The 21851-nt window shown below is 63.9% G+C and carries 22 protein-coding genes; 9 read left to right on the top strand and 13 right to left on the bottom strand.

What is annotated here, in order from left to right:
* Positions 1 to 2: 2 nt before the first annotated feature.
* Both ABH924_RS03645 and ABH924_RS03640 read right to left on the bottom strand, forming a co-directional pair.
* Positions 3 to 2759: a PAS domain S-box protein gene (locus ABH924_RS03645; protein WP_404496945.1), complete on the bottom strand. Its 2757-nt coding sequence runs from the start codon at positions 2757 to 2759 to the stop codon at positions 3 to 5.
* 140 nt (positions 2760 to 2899) lie between these two features.
* Entirely contained in the window at positions 2900 to 3790 is an 891-nt protein-coding gene (locus tag ABH924_RS03640) for a ribonuclease Z (RefSeq protein ID WP_404496944.1), read from the bottom strand.
* Between the two features lie 105 nt (positions 3791 to 3895).
* Between ABH924_RS03640 and ABH924_RS03635 the strand changes: the two genes are divergently transcribed.
* Both ABH924_RS03635 and ABH924_RS03630 read left to right on the top strand, forming a co-directional pair.
* Complete coding sequence (locus tag ABH924_RS03635) at positions 3896 to 4870, top strand: dienelactone hydrolase family protein (RefSeq protein ID WP_404496942.1); 975 nt, start codon at positions 3896 to 3898, stop codon at positions 4868 to 4870.
* 28 nt (positions 4871 to 4898) lie between these two features.
* Complete coding sequence (locus ABH924_RS03630) at positions 4899 to 5555, top strand: DNA alkylation repair protein (RefSeq protein WP_404496940.1); 657 nt, start codon at positions 4899 to 4901, stop codon at positions 5553 to 5555.
* 5 nt (positions 5556 to 5560) lie between these two features.
* Here ABH924_RS03630 and ABH924_RS03625 read toward each other — a convergent pair whose 3' ends face one another.
* A complete protein-coding gene (locus ABH924_RS03625) occupies positions 5561 to 6349 on the bottom strand; it encodes a polysaccharide deacetylase family protein (protein WP_404496938.1) in 789 nt (262 codons plus the stop codon).
* Between the two features lie 96 nt (positions 6350 to 6445).
* Complete coding sequence (locus ABH924_RS03620; RefSeq protein ID WP_404496936.1) at positions 6446 to 6604, bottom strand: hypothetical protein; 159 nt, start codon at positions 6602 to 6604, stop codon at positions 6446 to 6448.
* 342 nt (positions 6605 to 6946) lie between these two features.
* On the opposite strand from ABH924_RS03620, the gene ABH924_RS03615 reads away from it, so the two are divergent.
* From ABH924_RS03615 to ABH924_RS03595, 5 genes are all read left to right on the top strand, one after another.
* Positions 6947 to 7141, top strand: coding sequence for a DUF1918 domain-containing protein (locus ABH924_RS03615; RefSeq protein ID WP_404496935.1), 195 nt, complete (start codon positions 6947 to 6949; stop codon positions 7139 to 7141).
* Positions 7142 to 7214: 73 nt separating this feature from the next.
* Complete coding sequence (locus ABH924_RS03610; protein ID WP_404496933.1) at positions 7215 to 7703, top strand: DedA family protein; 489 nt, start codon at positions 7215 to 7217, stop codon at positions 7701 to 7703.
* A 32-nt stretch (positions 7704 to 7735) separates the two neighbouring features.
* Complete coding sequence (locus ABH924_RS03605; protein WP_404496931.1) at positions 7736 to 8539, top strand: thioesterase family protein; 804 nt, start codon at positions 7736 to 7738, stop codon at positions 8537 to 8539.
* Positions 8539 to 9315, top strand: coding sequence for a lipoyl protein ligase domain-containing protein (locus ABH924_RS03600; protein ID WP_234749617.1), 777 nt, complete (start codon positions 8539 to 8541; stop codon positions 9313 to 9315). Before ABH924_RS03605 ends, ABH924_RS03600 begins: the two co-directional genes overlap by 1 nt.
* A 56-nt stretch (positions 9316 to 9371) precedes the next feature.
* On the top strand, positions 9372 to 11672 hold the full coding sequence (locus tag ABH924_RS03595; RefSeq protein ID WP_404496929.1) for an FdhF/YdeP family oxidoreductase: 2301 nt from the start codon (positions 9372 to 9374) through the stop codon (positions 11670 to 11672).
* Between the two features lie 14 nt (positions 11673 to 11686).
* On the opposite strand, the gene ABH924_RS03590 is transcribed toward ABH924_RS03595, so the two are convergent.
* Both ABH924_RS03590 and ABH924_RS03585 read right to left on the bottom strand, forming a co-directional pair.
* Positions 11687 to 11944, bottom strand: a complete 258-nt coding sequence (locus ABH924_RS03590) for a mycoredoxin (RefSeq protein ID WP_234749611.1) — start codon at positions 11942 to 11944, stop codon at positions 11687 to 11689.
* Positions 11945 to 12125: 181 nt separating this feature from the next.
* Positions 12126 to 12515: a hypothetical protein gene (locus ABH924_RS03585; RefSeq protein ID WP_234749609.1), complete on the bottom strand. Its 390-nt coding sequence runs from the start codon at positions 12513 to 12515 to the stop codon at positions 12126 to 12128.
* Between the two features lie 302 nt (positions 12516 to 12817).
* Here ABH924_RS03585 and ABH924_RS03580 point away from each other — a divergent pair, with 302 nt between their 5' ends.
* Complete coding sequence (locus ABH924_RS03580) at positions 12818 to 13027, top strand: hypothetical protein (protein WP_404496927.1); 210 nt, start codon at positions 12818 to 12820, stop codon at positions 13025 to 13027.
* On the opposite strand, the gene ABH924_RS03575 is transcribed toward ABH924_RS03580, so the two are convergent.
* From ABH924_RS03575 to ABH924_RS03560, 4 genes are all read right to left on the bottom strand, one after another.
* Positions 13017 to 14264: an APC family permease gene (locus ABH924_RS03575; RefSeq protein WP_404496925.1), complete on the bottom strand. Its 1248-nt coding sequence runs from the start codon at positions 14262 to 14264 to the stop codon at positions 13017 to 13019. The genes ABH924_RS03580 and ABH924_RS03575 overlap by 11 nt on opposite strands.
* 4 nt (positions 14265 to 14268) lie before the next feature.
* Entirely contained in the window at positions 14269 to 15519 is a 1251-nt protein-coding gene (locus ABH924_RS03570; RefSeq protein WP_404496923.1) for an Nramp family divalent metal transporter, read from the bottom strand.
* A 168-nt stretch (positions 15520 to 15687) separates the two neighbouring features.
* A complete protein-coding gene (trxB, locus tag ABH924_RS03565; protein WP_404496921.1) occupies positions 15688 to 16665 on the bottom strand; it encodes a thioredoxin-disulfide reductase in 978 nt (325 codons plus the stop codon).
* Between the two features lie 102 nt (positions 16666 to 16767).
* Positions 16768 to 17460 (bottom strand): NUDIX domain-containing protein, encoded by a 693-nt coding sequence (locus ABH924_RS03560; protein ID WP_404496919.1) that lies wholly within the window; start codon positions 17458 to 17460, stop codon positions 16768 to 16770.
* A 46-nt stretch (positions 17461 to 17506) separates the two neighbouring features.
* Here ABH924_RS03560 and ABH924_RS03555 point away from each other — a divergent pair, with 46 nt between their 5' ends.
* The gene (locus ABH924_RS03555; RefSeq protein ID WP_404496917.1) at positions 17507 to 18265 is read left to right on the top strand and encodes a DeoR/GlpR family DNA-binding transcription regulator; all 759 of its coding nucleotides are present in this window, start codon (positions 17507 to 17509) and stop codon (positions 18263 to 18265) included.
* A gap of 22 nt (positions 18266 to 18287) precedes the next feature.
* Here ABH924_RS03555 and ABH924_RS03550 read toward each other — a convergent pair whose 3' ends face one another.
* From ABH924_RS03550 to ABH924_RS03540, 3 genes are all read right to left on the bottom strand, one after another.
* Positions 18288 to 18884, bottom strand: coding sequence for a TMEM175 family protein (locus ABH924_RS03550; RefSeq protein ID WP_404496915.1), 597 nt, complete (start codon positions 18882 to 18884; stop codon positions 18288 to 18290).
* 73 nt (positions 18885 to 18957) lie between these two features.
* Complete coding sequence (locus tag ABH924_RS03545; protein WP_404496913.1) at positions 18958 to 20001, bottom strand: NAD(P)-dependent alcohol dehydrogenase; 1044 nt, start codon at positions 19999 to 20001, stop codon at positions 18958 to 18960.
* Positions 20002 to 20126: 125 nt separating this feature from the next.
* Positions 20127 to 21689, bottom strand: coding sequence for a CehA/McbA family metallohydrolase (locus tag ABH924_RS03540; protein WP_404496912.1), 1563 nt, complete (start codon positions 21687 to 21689; stop codon positions 20127 to 20129).
* Positions 21690 to 21851 lie beyond the last annotated feature (162 nt).

The raw sequence follows: 21851 nt of genomic DNA, 5'->3' as shown, positions 1-21851 counted from the left end.
TCCTAGATCCTCTCCCGCTGGGGAACCCACCGATTCAGGGCTTCATCCAGGGCAGCCAGATCGACCGGTTTGCTGAGGTAGTCGTCCATACCGGCTGCGAGGCAGCGCTCGCGGTCTTCGTCCTGGGCTCCGGCGGTCATGGCGATGATGGGCAGGCGCACGGAGCGGTTCTCCCGCGCCCGAATGCTCCTGGTGGCCTCGAAGCCGTCCATGACGGGCATGTGGCAATCCATGAGCACAGCCGCATAGGAGCGGGTGGCAATGGCGGAGACAGCCTCGGCGCCATCGGCAGCCACCTCGGCTTCGTAGCCCAGTTTGGCAACCATTTCACGGGCGACGAGCTGGTTCACCTCGTTGTCCTCCACTACAAGGATTCTTCCTTTGGAAGACCTGTCCGGCCTCGGGGGCCGTGCAAGTGCGGATGCCGTGTCGGTCGCTGGGTTGCCATCTACCAGCCGCATCAGGCGGTCGTAGAGTTCTGAGCCGCGTACAGGTTTCGTGAGCCATTCGCTGATTCCCGCATCAGTCATATCGGTCTTGGATACCTGGGACGCGGACGTCAGCATCATGAGCCGGACGCCCCGCAGGCCCGGGTCGCTCGAGAGCTCGTGAGCAAGCTCGAGGCCGTCCATGTCCGGCATGCACATATCGAGCACCGCAACGTCGAAGGGTTTCCCAGCGGCGGCTGCCGTCCGTGACCGCTTGAGGGCCGTGCGCGCGTCCGCTACCGCGTCCGGCCGCAGCCCCCACGTGTTCAATTGCGATTCCAACACGAACCTGTTGGTGGCATTATCGTCGACCACCAACACGCGCAGACCCGCCAGTAGGCCCGGGACCGGACGGTCGGGAACCCGCCCGGGTTCCTTGGCCAGCGGCAATCGGAGAGAGAACCAGAACGTGCTTCCCACACCAGGGGTACTGGTCAAACCGATGTCCCCGCCCATAACTTCCGTCAGACGCCGGCAGATGGCCAGCCCCAGCCCGGTTCCACCGTACCGACGCGTGGTGGAGGCATCCGCTTGGGAGAACGAATCGAACAAGCGCAAATGATCCGCTGCATCGATACCAATACCGGTATCGCTGACCTCGAATCGCACAAGCGCGGTTCTCGCGTCCTGGTCCGCGACGGTCACCCGGATGGCGACTTCACCGGACGCAGTGAACTTTACGGCGTTCGAAGCCAGGTTCAACAGGATCTGCCGGATCCGGCCGGCATCACCGGCCAGCTGCGCGGGAACACCGGGGTGGCAGTACGCGATGAGTTCCAGGCCCTTAGCCTGAGCTGCTTCGGCGAGGAGCGAGGCGACTTCCTCCATCAGGTATTGCGGATCGAAGGACGTGATGTCCAGGTCGATTTTCCCCGCTTCCAACTTCGAGAAATCCAGGATGTCGTTAATCAGGGTCAACAAAGCTCCGGCAGCGGTCTGAACCCCTTCGGCGTATTTGCGTTGTGCTTCATCCAGCGGCGTGTCCAACAACAGCGTTGTCAGGCCTATGACTCCGTTCATGGGGGTACGGATCTCATGGCTCATCGTCGCGAGGAACTCGGACTTCAACCTGCTCGATTCCAGGGCCGCCTCACGGGCGGCCAACAGTTCCGCTTCTGCGGCACGCCGAGCGGTAATGTCCTGCCCGATGGTCGCAATTCCGATGACCCCGTTTTCGCCGCGGATCGGGGAGACCGTCAGGGACACCGGCACGATGGACCCATCCTTACGCACACGGTCTGTCTCGAAGCTACGGGCCTGTCCGCCATTCTGGACAGCGGCCAGCACCTCGTCCTCGGACTGGAGGTAGTCCGGAATGAGGAGCCGGACGTTCTGCCCGGTCGCTTCAGCGGCAGTGAATCCGTACAGCTTCTCCGCCCCGGGGTTCCAGCTGGTGATGATGCCCTCAGGCGTCATACCGATGATCGCGTCAGCCGAGGACTCAACGATGGCGGCCAGACCCTCCACTTGGATGAGCGCCTCCCGCGCCTGGTCCTGTGCGCGCTCGCGGGACGTGACGTCACGGAAACTCCAGACCCGTCCCACGATCTCATCCCCGACTTGTTGGGGCCGGGAATACCGCTCAAACGTCCGCCCGTCACGGAATTCCAACATGTCCAGGCTCTCCGCCCCCGGATCGGCGTATAGTTCCTGGACCTTGGCTATGAAGCCATCGGGATCCGTGAGCTGGTCGAGGACGAAAGCCAACAGCCGGCCGTCGTCGTGGGACTCCAGAAGATCCGTGGGGATGCCCCACAACTCGGCGAACCGCTCGTTCGCCCCCGCGATAGAGCCGTCTGCCGCGACAACCAGAATGCCGTCGGCTGTGGACTCCAGGGTGGCAGTGAGAAGGGAGAGGGCATCACGGAGTTCGGCGTCAACACGGCCGCGGTCACTTACTTCGCGGATGGAGGCGACGAGTTGCATGCCCGGTCCGACGCCGAGGGGAGCGAAGCTGACCTCAATGGGAAACTCCGTGCCGTCGCTGTGGCGGCCGAACAGTTTCAAGTCAGTCCCAGCCCGATGTATTCCAGGATCACTGGCAAAGAGGTCCCGGATGGCGCCACCCTGGCCCTTGAACCGCGCCGGAAGGAGCATCTCATAGTGCTTGCCCAGCAGCTCGGTACGCGAATAACCGAAGAGCTGCTCTGAATAGGCATTGCCGAACGCGATCTGACCGTCCGCGTCGATCACGAGCAAAGCGTCCGGCACGGCCTCAACCAGGCCGCTAAAAGAGCCGACGCGATCCAGCGGCCGCATTTCGTTTGTCATTTCGGCCCCCAGAGCTGAATAGATGACAAGCCCGCCCACATTGGCGGGCGCCTGGGTGTGCCTATGTGGCTCTCCCCACGGACAGAGTATCCGGGAACGTACCCGAAAGCATCACAAAATTGCCATGTACTTCGCGACCTCTACAACCACCGCTGCCGCTTCGGGAAGGGAACCCGGTCCAGGTCGTTCGCGGCCATGACGGTAGCCCCGCCGGACCGCGCCCGGGCTTGCTCCGCGAGCAGTCCGACGTCGGGATAGCGCGAGGAGAAATGGGTAAGGATCAGCATGCCCGCTTCGGCAGTGGCAGCCAACGCTCCGGCCTGCCCGGCGGTGAGGTGGCGGTACTGAGCGGCGAGGGCGCCGTCGTCGTCGCTGAAAGTGGACTCAGCGACGAGAAGGTCCACCCCCTCGGCGAGTTCCTCAGCACCGTCACACGGCGCCGTGTCCATCACGAAGGCGAAGCTCTGTGCGGGCCTCGGCACGCTCACGTCTTCCAAGCGCACGCCGCCCAGGCTCCCGTCCCGCTGCAGGAGGCTGATATCGGATCCGGTAATCCCCGCCGCTGCAAGCCGCTCCGGCAGTTGGCTGCGGCCTTCGGGCTCGACAACCCTGTAACCGTATGTCTCGATTCGATGGAGCAGCGGGCGCACCTCCACTCCTGCCGCGATAGGACCGGCACCGCCGTGCGGATGAAGCCGAAGGTCGATGCCGGGCGACGCAACAGCCACGAGGGCGCGGATCATGTCCTCGCCGGACGCGGGATAGTGCAAGTGGATTGGATGCTCCACCCGGTCCAGAGCCATACGCGAAAGCACGCCCGGCAGCCCGAAACAGTGGTCTCCGTGGACATGGGTAATACAGATACGCGTGAGCTGGCTGGCCGAGACACCAGCTTGGATCATCTGCCGCTGGGTACCCTCTCCAGGATCGAAGAGCAGGCCCTCACCATCCCAGTAGAGCACGTATCCGTTGTGGTTGCGGGTCCTGGTCGGGACCTGGGAGGCGGTGCCGAGAACCACGAATTCACGCATGGAACCGAGTGTCTCATTACTTGGCGGCTACACCCATCATCTTGGGCACTCTTGCCCGGTGACGGTCTTGGGAGGAGGATATGCGGCAAACTCAGGAGGCCTTCCATGATCCAGCTCGGGAAATTCGAAAAGTACTTGGTCGAAGAATTCTTCGACGACTACCGCTCGGGAGACATGTCGCAGCGAGCATTCATTCGTCGGCTCGCATTTATCACCGGGAGCATGGCTGCGGCCTCCTCGACGATGCTGCAGCTCGGATGTGCTCCGGATGAGGTCCCGCGAAGCACCGATCCCATGCCAAGCCCCGAAGCTTCGTCCGCACGGCCCCCGGCGACGCCGACTGCCGGACCAGTACCCGGAGCGAAGAGTCCGCTTTCCGTACCTGAGGGCGCGTCCGGACTTGTGACGGCCGCCGTCCGGTTCCCCGCGGGGGGAACCGGGATCAGCGCCTACCTTGCCCGGCCTGAGGGGTCCGATGCGGGACCGGCGGTGCTCGTCTGCCATGAGAACCGCGGACTGACCCCGCACATCCAGGACGTGGCCCGCCGTTTTGCGAAGGCCGGGTACCTTGCCTTGGCCCCGGATCTTCTCAGCAGGGAAGGAGGCACATCAAACCTGGATGCCGACGCCGTCTCCGGAGCGCTGACACGGGCAGGGGCCGAGCGCCATGTCTCCGACTTCTCCGCGGGTTTCGACTATCTCCGATCACTCGATTTTGTTGACGGCGAACGGATCGCGATGAACGGTTTCTGCTTTGGCGGAGGCATCACCTGGCAGGCCGCGACCGAGATACCCAGGCTGAAAGCCACAGCGGCCTTCTATGGCCCCGCACCCGAGCTGGAGAAGGTTCCGTCCATCAAACCGGCCGTCCTTGGGGTCTATGCCGAACTCGACCAGCGCATCACCGGCGCAATGCCGGCACTTCGGGATGCGCTCGCAGCCACCGAGGTCCGCCACAAGCTCACTGTCTATCCCGGCGTCGACCATGCCTTCCACAACGACACCAGCGAGCGGTACAACGAAACGCAGGCGACAGCCGCCTGGCAGGACATGCTGGCCTGGTTTGACGAGTACGTCTGACCGGACACTATTGCGAAAGAATGTTCGCATGAGTGACGCCGCCGAGTTCATCGATGAGGCCTTGCGCCGTGAAAGCTCTTGGATCCGTGCAGAGCAGGCGCAGGCACGGCTGGGAAACAGGCTCAAGCAGTACGGATCCTCGATCGGGGCTATCCGTGGAACGGTTCGCGACGCCCTCCGCCGCCACCCGGGACTCGCGCACGACGAGGTCACTGCCTTGAGTTCGGAATTGTGGGAGGTTCCCGTTTTCGAACGCCGGCTCGCGGCAATCGTCCTTCTGCAGTCCAAGGTCCATCTGCTGACGAATACCGATCTGACGCGGCTTGAGGGTTTTGTCCGTGAAGGAAGGCTGCGCGAACTGGTCGATCCGCTAGCGGTTGACGTGATCGGACCTTTGATTGCCGGGCTGGAAGGGCAGGCCAAGACGCGGGCTGGAAGCGTGATGGATCGGTGGGCGCGGGAGGGAGACGAGTGGCTGTGCCGCGCCGCCCTGATGGCGCCGCTGAGGGCGCTCCGAGCCGGGGGAGGCGACTGGGAAGCGTTTGTAAGCCACGCCACGGCGGGGCTGGACGCCGCTCGGGAAATGGGCGCGGAGGGGGAGGTGGTCAGAGAAGCGGTATCCACCGTTCTGAACGAGGTTGCCAAGCGACGGCCTGAGCTGCAATTCCCATCGTCAGCCGCTTGATCTTGTTACCCCAAGGCCTGGGCCACCGTCTTGACCGAAGTCGTTCTGTTAGCGGTCCGCGCAGCCAGCCAATTGACGAAAGTGTCAAAGAGCGTCGGGCTGATGGTCAGCGTCGGATCAGTTCCGACCGCGATGTGGTGGAAAGTCAGCTCGAGCCATCCGCCAGTGCTTTCGGCATTGGTGACCAGATCCTCCAGATTCTGCAGGGTCCAAGTGCTGTCTATTTCATCCGGCGCCTTGGTGACCAGCGGGTTTTCCGGAGGAAGGGTCTCTGCGAACGGGCAGTCCGGGCAGCTCGCGGGGGAACGGATATCTCCCAGGCCCCGTCCGCTCGCAAATCCGCAGTTCTTGACCTCAGCCTGGACAGCGGCGTTTTCTGCTGCAAAGGGATAGGCAAAGTCGCTCACCTGGAATCCCCAGCTTTCAAGCGTCGATTTGCCGTTGCAGATTTCCGCGCTGGCGGCCGAAGGGGTGAGGGTGGTCAGATCCGGGTGGGTAACGGTATGGCCGCCAATCTCGTTTCCGTCGCCGGCGATGGTCTGCAGATTTGCCTGGGTCAGGTAACCCGGCGATCCGATCCAGCTGGTGGTGATGAAGAAGGTTCCCACCAGCCCGTGGGCCTTGAGTACCTGTTCGGCAGCGAGTTGATTGTCGTTGCCGTCATCGAACGTCAGGCTCACGACAGTCGGGGGTGCGGCATGGGCTGGAACGGCGATTCCGCCGAGGGCGCCCGCGGCGAGCAACAAGACGCCCAAGATGGACGTCGGCCGCTTGTTCTTTTTTGGGTTGCGCATGGCTCCTCCAAGAGACGAGGGCCCCCAGACGCGTATGAATGTAGGCTACGCCTTGAATCGCGCGGGTTGAACCCAGAAGACGGGCAACGGCCGAATTCACAGCTTGCGTTCAGGTTCTACGGCAGGGGCACGTCCCGTGGCCGCGACGTTTGCCGGTTCGTCAGCCAGTTCGGCTTCAAGGAGTTCGATGCTTGGCAGGCTTGGCGCGGCGTCGTCGAGCTTCTCAAGCAGCGCGATCTGGTGGTACCAGGGCAATGACGACTTTCGAGCCCCGGCCTTGCTCTGATTCCCGCTGGGCCAGTTGCCGACCGGGGTACCAATCCGGCAGGGGGGGTGCGCGCGGAGGGAGTCGCGAACGACGCCGCTGCTGCTGCTGCTGCTGCCGTCGTGGTCTGTTCCGGTTTCAGTTCTTGACTTTGCACTGGCTTCCCTCTTCTAAGGCGAGTAAGTACGGCGACCATTTCGTCAAACGTAGGGGAGGGGGCTGACACTTTAGGAGCTGCGACGTGCCACCGCACGGCCAGTTGGATCGGCCGCCTGCAGCCTGTTCCCACGACGGCCCAACACTCGTAAGGTGAATGCTGGGAGGTGGTTCCTGTGGAAGCAGCCCAGGGAGATCGGATCATCATTCATGGCAGAACGGTCGGGGCGTCCGACCGGCACGGCGAGATCATCGAAGTCCGCGGTGCAAATGGTGCGCCGCCGTACTTCGTGCGTTTTGACGACGGGCACGAGACCATTCTGTATCCGGGTGGCGACTTCACCGTCGACCGCGCGGGAAGGGCGACCTAACCCACCGGATAGGCCGTCCTTCGCGTTGAGCTAAGGTAAGACTTAGCTGCGGAGACGACCGGGGAGGGCACGCGTGGACCACATCCTGGACCTGCCCTTTGAGGTGACGCTCGTGGCTCTCTTCGCTGTGGTGATGGTCCGGGTCAACGCGACGTACTGGATCGGCCGCGGCGCAGCGGCTGGAATGGAACGCACGCGATTTGCACGTGCCTTGCATTGCCCCAAGGCAAGCAAAGCGCAGGCCATGATTCAGCGCTTTGGCCCCTACGCCGTCGTGCTGACCTTCCTGACTATCGGACTCCAAACCGCCGTCAACCTGGCTGCGGGGGCTGCAAGAATGCCACTCAGCCGGTATCTCCCTGCGGCAATAGTAGGCTCCGGCATCTGGGCCTTCGTCTACGCGACCATCGGACTGGCGGCGATAGATGCGTGGCTTGCGGTCATGGCGGCCTCCCCTTTGGCCGACATTCTCCTGGTCCTCTCATTTGCCGGACTTGCCGTCTGCCTGGTCATGCGGCGTCGACGTCGGACGGCTGTGGCGCCAGAAGATACAGTGGTCTGAGTTCCATTACCGGACCGGCGAAAGGGCAGGCGTTGAGTATTGAGCTTCCGGACCTTGCGGAAGGCGACTTCTACTACGAATCGCTCGGAAATGGGCGGTTCCGCTCAACCATCCACGCCCAGGGCGCATGGAATCCGCACGAGCAGCACATGGCGCCCGCATCGGGCATCATGGCTGATGCCCTGCTCCGCCATGAGCCGCGCGACGACGTCCGGATGGCCCGCCTCAGCTACGAAATCCTGGGCTTGATCCCGGGCGGCGAATTCGAAATCACCACAGCTACGGTCCGCCCCGGCAGGACGATTGAACTGATCCAGGCGGAACTCTCAGCGGCAGGACGCGTGGCTATCCGGGCCACCGCCTGGCGGATGGCTACCAGCGACACGAGTGCCGTCGCCGCCATAGAAGACGTTGCCATGCCGGCCCCGGACGAATGCAAGCCGTGGGACGGTGCGAGCGTGTGGCCGGGTGGCTATATCCGGTCCTTGGAAATGCGGATAGCAGAAGGGCACCGGGCAGGCTCGGGCAAAGTCTGGATCCGCACGGAGCATCCCCTCACCGACGCGGCGGACAGCCGCGATGTCGCGAGGCTCGTTGGACTGGTGGACACAGCCAACGGTATTGCCGCCCGTGTTTCGCCCGGCAAGAACAGCTACATCTTCCCCAACCTTGACCTGCAGATCCACATGTACCGTGAACCTGCGGGCGAATGGCTGGGCCTGGACAATATGGTCTCCTTCGGCAATGACGGCATCGGCCTGACGTCCACCGTGCTTCACGACATCAGCGGCCCGTTCGGCCGCGCCGAGCAGATCCTCACGCTGAGGAAGAGCTGATGGTTGAGGACCTCGCCCGAACACAGCGCACGCTGACGGTGGTGCGCCAGGAAGAATCGCTCGGCGTCGCCGATGACCTGGACTTCGGGATCGAGCTCCTCAACCGTGCCCGCAGGGGGCTGCTGGCGCCAACGCTGCGGTTGTACCGGCCCCGCCCTACCGTGGCGTTCGGGCAACGCGATGCCAAGCTGCCGGGATTCCAGGCCGCATCCGAGGCCTGCCGGGACCTGGGTTTCGAACCACTGATCCGCAAGGCGGGGGGCCGGGCAGCGGCCTACCATCGGGGCACCCTGGTGATCGACCATGTGGAGCCACACAGCGACGCGATCTCCGGGGCGAAAGCCCGTTTCTCCTTCTTTGGCGAGCTCCTCGCAGGCGCGCTCCGCCGCGTCGGCGTCCAGGCGGCCGTCGGGGAGATCCCCGGGGAGTACTGTCCCGGTGAGTTCAGTGTCCACGGCCTTGACCCGGATTTTCCAACACACCAGCTCAAGCTGGTCGGCACCGCCCAGAGGGTGGTCTCCGGGGGATGGCTGTTCAGCTCGGTGATCGTCGTCGAGAACTCGGCACCCATCCGCGAAGTCCTCACTGCCAGCTACGGAGCCCTCGGACTGGAGTGGGATCCCGCCACCGCCGGGGCCGCCAATGACCTTTTGCCGCAGCTGGACGTACCCACGGTGGAAGACGCCGTCGTCGCGGCTTACGCAGAATACGCCGAACTTATCGACGGCGATTTCCAGGGCCTTCTCCCTGTGACGAGCACCCGCACGCCGTTGTAGACGAATACCGGCAGGACTACGCTTGAGGCCACAACCAAGTGGACCGAGGTAGAGCAATGGACAAGAAGCCATCCGTTGTCCACGATTCCGACGCGGACCTCACCGTCGGTCCGCCGAAGCGATCCGCCGCGGGTTTGCCCAGCCTGGTGGACTCCTTGCCCCGTGCGTTGAGCCAGATGGGGCCGTCGCGCACCTGGAAGTCCCTGCTGGCCATGAACCAGAGGGATGGCTTCGACTGCATGAGCTGCGCTTGGCCGGATCCTCCGGAGCGGAAGCTGGCCGAGTTCTGTGAGAACGGCGCGAAGGCCGTCGGGTGGGAGGCTGATCCGCTCAAGGTTCCGTCCGGTTTCTGGGACGAGAACGACGTCGAATCCCTCGCCGGGCGTTCGGAATACTGGCTGGGACAGCAGGGCAGGCTCGTGGAGCCCGTCTACAAACCCGCAGGTTCCAGCCACTACCGTCCCATCAGTTGGGACAATGCGTTCCGGATTGTGGCCCGAGAACTCAACGCCCTGGAATCGCCCGACGAAGCCACCTTCTACACGAGCGGCCGGACGAGCAACGAAGCCGCGTTCGTCTACCAGCTCTTCGTCCGCGCCTTCGGGACCAACAACCTGCCCGATTGCTCGAACATGTGCCATGAGTCCACGGGGCTGGCCCTCGGTGAGACGCTCGGCGTGGGCAAGTCCGCCGTCACCTACACGGACTTCGCCAAGGCTGATTTGATCATCATCATGGGCCAGAACCCGGGGACCTGCCATCCCCGGATGCTCACCGCGCTGGAAGAGGCAAAGCTCGCCGGTGCCAGCATTGTCGCGGTGAACCCGCTCCCCGAAGCAGGACTCATCAACTTCAAGAACCCGCAACGGCCCCGTGGGCTCGTGGGCAAAGGAACGGACTTGGCAGACCAGTTCCTGCAGATCCGCCTCGCAGGCGACATGGCGTTGCTTCAAGCCGTCTCCAAGCGGGTCCTGGAAGCGGAGAAGGCGGCACCGGGGGCGGTACTGGACCATGCGTTCATCGAGGAGCACTGCCAAGGCCTCGAAGAGTTCCAAGCCCATATCGAAAACCTGGATGAGCAGGACGTCCTCGCCGCAACGGGCTTGAGGGCGGAGGAAATCGATGAGCTCGCCTCCCGCTACCTGCGTGCGGAGAAGGTCATCATTACCTGGGCCATGGGCCTGACCCAGCACAAGAAGGCCGTGGCGACCATCAAGGAGATCGCCAATCTGCTCCTGCTCCGCGGGAACATCGGCAAACCCGGCGCGGGCCCGTCGCCGATCCGTGGACACAGCAACGTCCAAGGGGACCGCACCATGGGCATTTGGGAGAAGATGCCGGAACCGTTCCTCAACGCCCTGCAGCAGGAATTCGGCTTCGACCCGCCGCGGCACCCGGGCCTCGATTCCGTGGACAGCATCCGTGGCATGCGGGACGGCCGGATCAAGGTGCTCGTAGCACTTGGTGGAAACCTCGTGCACGCAATGTCGGACACCACCGCGGCTGAGGCAGCCGTCCGCAAGACCCGCTTGTCCGTACAGGTTTCCACGAAGCTCAACCGTTCCCACGCCGTCGTGGGGGAACAAGCGATGATCCTGCCGACGATGGGCCGCACGGAAATAGACCGCCAGGCGAGCGGCGAGCAGTTCGTCACCGTCGAAGACACCGTCTGCGCGGTACACCGTTCGGCGGGAAGGCTGGAGCCGATCTCCGACAAAGTCTTGTCTGAAGTGGCGATCGTGTGCCGCATGGCCCGGACGGTACTCGGCGATAAAGTCCCCGTTGATTGGCGAGGTTTCGAGGCAAACTACGACTCAGTGCGCGAACACATTTCCCATGTGGTGCCGGGCTTCGAGAACTTCAACCAAAAAGCCCGAAGCCGTGACGGTTTCGTCCTGCCCCATGGCCCCCGGGACGAGCGGAAGTTTCCCACCGCCACGGGAAAGGCAATGTTCACGGTCAACGACCTTGAGACCATCCACGTCCCGGAAGGGCGACTGCTGCTTCAGACAGTGCGCTCCCACGATCAATTCAACACGACCACCTACAGCATGAACGACCGCTACCGGGGCGTGAAGAAGGGCCGTATGGTGCTTTTTGCGCACCGCGACGACCTGGCTGATCTGGGCCTTGCCGACGGCGGCTATGTGGACGTCCACAGCGAAGCCGACGACGGCGTGGACCGGGTCCTGCGCCAGTTGCGGTTGATCGCGTACCCGACAGCCCGTGGTTGCGTGACTGCGTATTACCCAGAAGCGAACGTCCTTGTGCCGCTGGATTCGACCGCCGAAGGCAGCAATACTCCCGCGTCCAAGTCCGTGGTGGTGCGCCTGGAACCGGTCGCACCACCCGGATAACCCCCTCGTGGGCGTCAGGCGGCGAGGCGCGCTTCGACCTCGGCCGCGGAAGGGTTGGTGACCGCGGTACCGTCCGGGAAAAGGACCGTGGGGACAGTCTGGTTGCCGCCGTTCAGCTTCTCCACGAGTTCGGCAGTCCCCTCAACCTCTTCGATGTTGATCTCGTTGTAGCCGATGCCCTTGGCATCCAGCTGCTTCTTCAGGCGGTTGCAATAACCGCACCAAGTGGTCGAGAACATAGTGATGGTGCCGGATTCGGGGGTGAAGTCCACGGATTCTCCTGTGGTCGTTGTTATGAACTACTCGCGTCAACGGTAACCCGGCAGGCACTATTCCTTCGCGCGCATGTGTCACATGACACGGTGCACATAGAAACGGCGCGACGCATCGCGCCGCGCACGCCCGAAGAAGAGAAATCGACGTGCGGTTCCCCAGGACCGTAGGCAGTCGATCCTAGAGCGACTCGTCGACGGCGACGCCGGACTGGAACTCGCGGCCGTCGGCTTCACTGAAGGCCGTCATCACGTGTCCCTTGCCAAGGCCGTTGATCGCCGAGAGGGGGAAATGGCCCGTTATGGTGTTCCCCGAGTGCTCAACACCCTTGAGGTCGTAGTTCTCTTCGGCGCTTTGGTCGTGGTTGAACGAGAAGAAGGCGATCGCCTCTCCGTTCATGAACTCGATGCCCAGTCTTCGTTGAGAGGAATAATCAGGAGTCGCCGCGACCAGGCCCACGACAAAGGCGCCGGAACCAGGGATGTTGCCCTCGATCTCGAACTTCGCCACGAGCGTGGCTTCCGTGGCGGTAATGCTGGCCTGCTTCAGAAGTGCCTCATGGATGCTCATGGCTCAATCCTGCTCTGTGCGACCTCCGCCGTCCACCCCTGATTCGGGTTTTGTCAGAGCCGTGCCATCGGCCGGATCTTATCGGTCCTACGGCCAAAATCAGCCCTGACCAGCTGGAAGACCTGCTGATACAGGTACCGGCAGGGCCTCCCTCGCGGCCCGGAGTGCTTCTAGGGTTGAGGACGTGGAGAACCGGAATGGAAGCATGAAGCGATTGCTCGTCCCGTCTGCGGCGCTGTTGTGGGGGTTCCAGTTCGCATTCCTTAACCCTGCGCTGGCACTCAGGCGCCGGAGCTACTGATGTGGTGAACACGCGCGCGATTGTCTCCTTCGCCTGGGTGGCCGGGCCGCCCCTGGCGGCCTTCATCATGGGGGCGCTGGGCAATCGGGCCATCCTGCTCGCCCTCGGTGCGGTCGCGGTCCTCAATCTGTTTGCCGGGCGGCCGTCGCGGCGGATGCCGCCGAAGGAACGGCCTGCCGCCTCTGCGGCTGCCCTTGACGCTATCGCTTGAGCCTGACGACGCGCAGGATGATGCCCGCTGCGAACATCAGCACGCCCAAGCCCGCCGATAGCGGCGGAAGCGTGGCCACGAGGATCACGCAAGCCAGTGCTCCGAACACTTGGAGCGCTTTGGGGTATCGGCGGTCTTCGGCCGGCTGGGTGAACGCCGCAATATTGGCGACCAAATAGTAGATGAGCACGCCGAACGAGGAGAAGCCGATCGCGCCGCGCAAGTCGGCGACCGCGACGATTACGCAGATCACGACGGCGAGGGTGACTTCGGCCCGGTGCGGGACACGATACCGGGGGTGGACGGCGGCGAGCCAGTGCGGCAGGTCGTGGTGCCTGGCCATTGCCAGGGTGGTCCGAGCCAAACCGGCGATGAGGGCCAGCAGGGCACCGAGGGAAGCGACGGCGGCTCCCACGCGGACCACCGGAACGGCCCAGGAGAAAGTCCCGGCTCCGACCGCGGCAGCGAGCGGCGTCGGGGTGCCGGCCACTCCGTCCGGACCGAGAGTGGCGAGAAGGGTGAGGGCGATGATCGCGTAGAGGACGACGGCGATGCCAAGGGCGATCCCGATGGCACGCGGAATGGCGCGCCGCGGGTTGCGGACTTCCTCTCCCATGGTTGCGATCCTCGCATAGCCGGCGAACGCGAAGAACAGCAACCCGGCGGATTGGAGGATCCCGTACCAGCCGTGTGCAAGCAGTCCATCCCCGGGAATGTTGGCCGTGGAGGGAGCAGAACCGCCCCAGCAGACTGCGACGCCAATGGCGAGGGCTGCCAGCACTGCGAGAACCAGAAGGCGTGTGAGGCCAGCCGTGCGGGTCACCCCGTGATAGTTCACGACGGCGAGGGCGACGACGGCGGCGATGGCCACGGGGCGTTCCCATCCCGGAGGGGCGGCATAGGCGGCGAATGTCATGGCCATGGCCGCCGCGCTGGCGGTCTTGCCGATGACGAATCCCCAACCGGCCAGGTAACCGGACCACGGTCCCAGCCGTTCACGACCGTAAACGTAGCTTCCGCCCGACGTCGGGTATGCGGCGGCGAGCTGGGCGGAGGACGTCGCGTTGCAGAATGCCACGGCAGCCGCGACGACCAGTCCAACCAGCAGTCCTGATCCTGCGGCGGCAGCGGCCGGAGTGAAGGCCGCGAATACGCCGGCGCCGATCATGGAGCCCAATCCGATCACGACCGCGTCAAAGGTACCCAGCCGACGGGCCAGGGCCTGGGGGTTGCTCATGAGCCTAGGACTTCCCCGTGACCGTCAGGACGATGAGGACGCAGTTGAGGCCAACGATGAGTGCTGCGCTGGTCCACCCGGCAATCTTCAGTGCCGTGGAATCCGTGTGGATGCCCATGACCTCGCGCTTGCCGGTGAGCCGGATCAGCGGAATCAAGGCGAAAGGAATGCCGAAGCTCAGCAGGACTTGGCTCAGCACGAGCGCCAGGGTGGGTTCTATGCCCGCGCCCAGAATGACCAACGCCGGGACCAGCGTGATCACCCGGCGGAGCAGCAAGGGCACCCGGATTTTGAGGAGTCCGCCCATGACCGTTGCCCCGGCGTAGCATCCGACGGACGTTGAAGCGAGGCCCGAGGCAAGCAAGCCGACGCCGAAAGCCACTCCGATAATCGGACCAAGGGCCGATGTAACGGCGGCATGGGCCCCGGCGATGGTGTCGGTTCCTTCGACTCCCCGCAGGCTGGACGCGGCCAAAAGGAGCATGGCGATGTTCACGACTCCGGCCAGCATCAAGGCGGCCACGACGTCCACGCGGGTGGTCTTGATGAGCCTTGTCCGTACAGCGGGATCTTCCGAGAAACCATGCCGGTCACGGGCCAGGGCCGAATGCAGGTAGATGGCATGCGGCATGACAGTGGCACCGAGCATGCTCGCAGCGAGGAGGACAGTGTCAGTGCCTTCGAACCGCGGCACCAAACCAGCCAATACGCCACCGGTCTCGGGGGGATTGACGAAGAGCCCCGAAACGAAACCGACGGCGATGACGGCCAGGAGCATCATGATGGCGTACTCAAAGGACTTCTGGCCCCGTGACGACTGGAGCGCCAGGAGCAACATTGATGCCACGCCGATGATGATTCCGCCCATGAGGAGCGGCAGTCCGAAGAGAAGGTTGAGGGCTACCGCTCCGCCGATGACCTCGGCCATGTCGGTAGCCCCGGCAACCACCTCTGCCTGGACCCAGAACAGTCTGCGGCGGTGGGTTCCCAAGCGTTTGCCCAGGAGCTCCGGAAGGCTGTGGCCGGTGGCCAAGCCGAGCTTCGCCGACTGGTACTGCACCAGGACAGCCATGATGTTTGCCGCTACCAGGACCCACACGAGCAGGTAGCCGTAATTCGCTCCGGCAGTGAGGTTTGCCGCGACGTTACCCGGGTCCACGTATGCGATCGCAGCCACGAAAGCCGGACCCAACAAGAGCAGCCGGGACCTCCACCGGGTCTTGCTCGCCGGTCGCTCAACAATCGTGGCAGCCATGGTTTCCTCAACATCGGGGATACGGACATGATGAGGATACCGTTAAGTTAGGCATGCCGAAAAGTTGTTTTTAGGTGCGGCTTGATAAGCGCGCTTGCCCAACTGACTCGCACTAGATGTCGTTCTGAGCCCTCTAAACGACATTAACTGCGAGCTAGTTGGGTGAGTTCAGGCATGGGTGGGTTCTTCGACCAGCGCGGTGGCGATGCTGTCCGCGTCGTCGAGCGCGGCGAGGTACCGTTCGGCATCCAGGGCCGCGGCACAACCCGTGCCGGCGGCCGTAATGGCTTGGCGGTAGCGGTGGTCCACGGCGTCACCGCAAGCGAACACTCCCGAGAGATTGGTAACGGTGGTGGGGGAGTCGACCTTGATGTAACCCTCGGCGTCGAGCTCCACTTGTCCCGCAACAAGGTCCGTCCGAGGGACATGTCCAATGGCCACGAATATGCCCGTAGCCGCATGTTCGCGCGATTCACCGGAACGTGTGTCGGCCAGGGTTACCCCGGCGACTTTGGTGTCGCCGTGGATTGCGGTGATGGCCGAGTTCCACGCGAAGCGGATTTTCGGATTGTCCTTGGCCCGCTGGGCCATGATCCGGGAGGCCCGGAGCTCTTCCCTGCGGACGACGACGGTCACGGTCTTCGCGAACCGGGTCAGGAACATCGCTTCTTCCATGGCCGAATCACCGCCACCCACCACGATGATTTCCTGTTCGCGGAAGAAGAAGCCGTCGCACGTGGCGCACCACGAAACGCCGTGTCCGCTCAGCCTCTTCTCTTCGGGCAAGCCGAGTTCCTTGTAGGCGGAGCCGGTCGCAAGGATGACGGCCGGTGCCTCGTGGGTGTCGCCCGAGCCGGTGACCACGCGCTTGAGGTGGCCACGCAGCTGGACTTCAGTGACGTCGTCGAACGCTATCTTGGCGCCGAAGCGCTCGGCCTGCTCCTGCAGGCCATCCATGAGTTCCGGACCCTGGATTCCCGCGGGGAAGCCGGGGAAGTTTTCCACTTCCGTGGTGTTCATCAACGCGCCGCCGGCGGTGACCGATCCGGCAAGGACGAGGGGGCTCAGGCCCGCCCGGGCGGCATAGATTGCCGCGGTGTAGCCGGCTGGGCCGGATCCGACGATGATCAGCTGTTCTTTGCTCATGGGACAAGTGCAACAAGGACGAGGACTTCAATCAAGGGATCGTCAATCCGAGTGCATATTGGGTGAATGTCCGGCGAGCCGGTGACCGGACGTTTCGGCGGCTCATGGCACGTGGTAGAGGCTGTTGAGGGCTGCCCATTGGAGGAGCATGATCGACTTTCCGTCCACGATGCGGCCGTCGCCGATCATGGCGAGAGCATCGGCGAAGGCAATCTCGATGGTTTCGATGTCCTCGCCCTCAGCGGCTACTCCGCCGCCGGGTCCTGTCTGGTCCGCCGGGGTGTAGGGCGCGACGTAGAAGTGCAGCCGTTCGGTAACCGATCCAGGGCTCATGTATGCGTCGAAGACGTGCCGCAGCGCTCCGACGTCGACGCCGAGCTCCTCGCTTGCCTCGCGACGGATAGCCGTTTCGGGATCGTCGTCGTCCAGCAATCCGGCAGCAGCCTCGATCAGCATCCCGTCCGGATGATCGTTGACATAGGCCGGGAAGCGGAACTGCCGGGTGAGTAGAACCGTGCCCCGGCCGGCGTCGTACAACAGAATCGTCGCGCCGTTCCCTCGATCGTAACTTTCCCGTTGCTCCGTGACCCATCGGCCATCCCTGCGGCGGTAGTCGAAGGTGGTGCGGCGCAGCACGTGCCATCCGTCCGAGGTCACTTCGACGTCGCGCACAACCACGGCGGGATTGCGGTCAAGGCCTCGGCCGGTCTGGACGAGACCGGTGCGGCCGCGGTGATCGGGTACATCAATTCCAGGACGCATCGTCGTGGGAGGCGCATCGTTTCTCAGAGTCATGCCGTTAGAATAGTGCATAATCGTGCAACATCAGGAAGGAACGCGCATGCTTGCTGCCGAACGACTCGAATACCTCCTCACGCGCCTTGCCGCCGACGGCAAGGTGATCGCCAAAGACATCGCCCGCGAACTTGGTTTGTCCGAAGACAGCGTGCGCCGCGACCTGCGGGAGCTTGCCGCGGCCGGGCTGTGCCAGCGTGTGTATGGCGGTGCGCTGCCGGTTTCTCCTGCCATCGCCGACTACGCCACCCGCGTTACGGTTGAGCCGGAGAGCAAGGGACGTATTGCTGTCCTCGCCGCTTCGATGGTCCAGCCGGGTTCCGCCGTGATCCTCGACGGCGGCACCAGCACCCTCGCGGTGGTTCGCGCGCTGCCCGCGGAGCTCGACTGCACGGTGATTACCCACAGCCCGACCATCGCCTCGGCGCTTGTCGACCACCCCCTCATTGAGGTGTTCCTCCTCGGTGGTCGCTTGTTCAAACACTCTGCCGTGACGTGCGGTGCTGCCGCCGTCGAGGCGACCCAAGCCATATCCGCCGAGCTCTTCTTCCTGGGTGTCACCGGAGTCCATCCCGACCACGGGCTGACAACCGCCGACGCAGACGAAGCCGCCATGAAACGCGCTCTCGCCGCCCGTGCGGCAGATACTTACGTCCTCGCGAGCACCGAGAAGATCGGGACCGCTTCGCGCTACTCGGTATTGCCCTTTGCCAGCGTCACCGGCATCATCACCGATGCGCCAGCCGAAGATCCGACCATGAGGGAGCTCTCGCGCCTCGGCGTCGCCCTTCTTGGCGCTGGCTGACTCTGCTGGTCACTGGCTCGCGCTACTCCAGTCGGTCCTGGTGTGCGCGGATGACGAAGTGTTCAACGCGGCGGTCCGGAACCAGCCAGATCAATGCCACGACGGTGTAGGCGGCGACGCCGAGTAAGGGATGCAGAACGCAGAGGCCAAGGCCGGCCAGATAGATGAGCGGCGACGTCTTCCCCTTCCAGTCCCGGCCAATCGCCTGGGCAAGCGCACCCTGCCGCCCCTGGTGCCGGATCAAGGACTGTTGCAGGACGAAGTAGGCAATGGCGGCGCAGAGCAGGTTGACCCCGTAAGCCAGGACAGGGACCTCGGCGAAGCCCGACTCATCCATCCAGCGCGTGCTGAACGGGAAGAGGGATATCCAGAACAACAGGTGCAGGTTCGCCCACAGTATTCCGCCGTTGACTCGATCCGCCAGATGGATCATGTGGTGGTGGTTGTTCCAGTAGATTCCCACGTAGACGAAGCTGAGCAAGTAGCTGAGGAACGTGGGAAAGACGCTGAGCAAGGCATGCCAGCTCGGTTCCGCGGGGACCCGCAGCTCAAGCACCATGATGGTGATGACAATGGCCAGGACGCCGTCACTGAATGCCTCGAGCCGGTTCTTGTTCATCGGATTGCCTTCATGGGGACATCATCGTTGCTGCGGACTCCCGCGGCCAAGGGATTACGCTTGCCCTTCCCGCCTAGCCCAGTGTGGACGCGTCAATGACGAAGCGGTACCGCACATCCGAGGCGAGGACCCGTTCGTAGGCGTCGTTGATCTTGTCGGCCGGGATAACCTCGATCTCGGCGCCGAGTCCATGTTCGGCGCAGAAGTCGAGCATTTCCTGGGTCTCCCGGATGCCGCCGATTGCGGATCCGGCGAAGGAGCGCCGTCCCGTGATGAGCGAGAACACATTGACCGGGAGCGGTTCCGCCGGTGCGCCGACGTTCACCAGCGCGCCGTCGAGGGTCAGCAACTGAAGGTAGGAGCTGATGTCGATGGGGGCGCTGACGGTGTTGATGATCAAGTCGAAGGTCCCCGCAAGCTTTTCGAAGGTGGCCGGCTCGCTCGTGGCGAAGTACTGATCGGCGCCCAAGCGCAGGCCGTCTTCCATTTTCTTCAGCGATTGGGACAACACCGTGACTTCGGCGCCCATGGCGTGGGCGAGCTTGACGGCCATGTGCCCCAGCCCGCCGAGCCCGACGACGCCGACCTTCTTGCCCGGCCCGGCACCCCAATGCCGAAGCGGCGAATAGGTGGTGATGCCTGCGCACAGCAGGGGAGCAGCGGCGTCGAGCTCTATTCCATCGGGGATCCGCACCACGAAGTCCTCGGTCACGACGACGTGGGTGGAGTAGCCGCCCTGGGTGATGGTCCCGTCGCGGTCAACGGCGCCGTAGGTCCCCGTCATGCCTTTCAGGCAGTACTGCTCCTCGCCCTTGCGGCAGTTCCCGCATTCGCCGCAGGAGTTGACCATGCAGCCGACGCCGACGCGGTCGCCGACCTTGTGGCGGCTCACTTCGGAGCCGATTTCGGTGACAATTCCGGCGATTTCGTGGCCGGGGGCGAGCGGGTAGGACTGTGGTCCCCAGTCCCCGCGGACGGTGTGGATGTCTGAATGGCAGATGCCTGCGTACTTGATCTCGATCAGCACGTCGTGTGCACCGACGTCGCGGCGCTCAATCGTGGTCGGGACGAGGGCCTCGCTCGCGGACGGGGCGGCGCAAGCATTTACGGTCAGCATTTTTCTCCTGTTGGTGGACGGAGGATTGGCACTATCTAGCCAACACGAGATTTCCGACGTGAGGGAGTCCCTGCTGGTAGGGGTACTGGCAGGGACTCCCTCAACTCAATCGGATCTGTTGCGGACTAGCTGGCGCCCAGGAAGATCGGGTTCGTCAACGCTGCCATAGGACCGAGCGGGATGACCGTTCCCATCTCCGTGCCGCTGCCGGACGTTCCGTCAATCTTCGGATGCCGGACCTCTACGCGCACGTACGCCGCGAGCTGCGGGGTTGTAACCCATGTGCTCGTTCCCTGGCCCGACGCGGGAATCGTCACCTGCTGGGTCTGGCCTTCATCCGTGATGAAGCGTACGACGCCGTTCGGCACGCCGGCGATTTTTGCCGTCACCGTGGCAGGGGCGTCTGCCGCGACGTTGAGCCGGTCGCCCACGGTCGCGCTCTTGCCGCCGGCCGTGACTTGGAAGTCCACCGAGACGTCAGCGGACTCGGCGATCCAGTTCCGGCCGTTGCGGATGCCGTCAAGCAGGGCATCGCGGGACAATGCTGCGGCGTTGACCACGTTGTGGGGGAAGCCGATGACCTGCGGGACGCTGTGGGCGTCGCTGTTGCCCATCGCCGGGAGCCACCGGCCACCTGTGCGCACGGAGTGGGCCAGCATTGAGTCCCACGTGTTGACGGAGGACTCATCGTCGAGGGTCCACGGGCCCGTCCATACCTCAACCGCATCGGCGTCGTCGTAGCCGAACTTCCAGCGGCAGGCGACATACGGGCAGTACGGGTGAGCCGGCACAACAATCCCGCCCGAGGAGTGGATCCGCTGCGCTGCCTGCTCGAACCCCTTGTCGCGGGCCCGGTAGCGCCAGTCGATCCATTCGCCCGGCTCCAGGCCGAGAGCGAGGTAGTGACCGTTTCGCGTGGTGACTTCCTCGCCCGTGAGGATGAGCAGATCGTTGCCGGCGAGCGGCCCCCAGACGCCGTGCGATGCCGGCGTGTTGTGGTCCGTGGAGATCATGAAGTCGAGACGCGCGGCGCGGGCACCGGCTGCGACTTCCTCGGGGGTACGCTTTCCGTCCGAGTAGACGGTGTGCAGGTGCGCATCGCCGCGGTACCAGGCTGCGCCGCGGCCGGCGATCTGCTGCGGAGGGTACTGGGGCTTGAAAGGGGTGCCGTCGGGCCCGTACTCAAGGGTGACGTTCACGGTGTAGTCAAGGCCCTGCCCGGCCACCTGGTACGGGCCGAGAACGACGTTCCACGTGCCCTTTCCAACGGGTCCCGGCAGGTAGCCCGGCGTCGTTTCGCCGGCGCTGATGCTGAATTCGGTCCGGAAACCGCCGGACCAGCCGCGGAAACCCTTGCCGGCGAGGTCGGTGCCCTTCTCATCGAAGATTCCGATGTCGCAGGCGTTCCCGAGGAGTCCAGAGGCCACCTGCGGCTTGCTGTAGGTGTACGAAACGCTGATCTTGTTGACGCCGGCCGGGACCTCGATGGGCAAATAGACGAAGTCTGCGGCGCCCGGATCCAGATGGCCGGTGATCGTCTTGGTCTTGCTGGTTCCGGTAGCGGCTGCCGCGAACGAAACCGGGGCCAGGGTCAAGGCCGCGCCGGTCAGTGCGGCGGCCAGGAATCCGCGCCGGGTGGAAGAGAAGGAGACATTGTCGCCCGAATGGGCTTTGCATGGTGAAGTCACTCCCTCGATGTTGCCGATCGTTACTGAACAGTAGGCAACGGAGCCACGAACGCAGCATGAAACAACGGGCGCCAGCAAGCGGCGTCCAATTAGTGGACTCGTCTTCATTTGACCCTTGCCACGAGCCATGCCCGGGCTTACTGTTCTTGGCATGCACCAAGG

This window comes from Arthrobacter sp. GAS37 (assembly GCF_044908325.1).
Lineage (GTDB): Bacteria > Actinomycetota > Actinomycetes > Actinomycetales > Micrococcaceae > Arthrobacter > Arthrobacter ramosus.
Note: the sequence above shows the minus strand (reverse complement) of the source record. Positions and strands in the feature narration are given on the sequence as shown.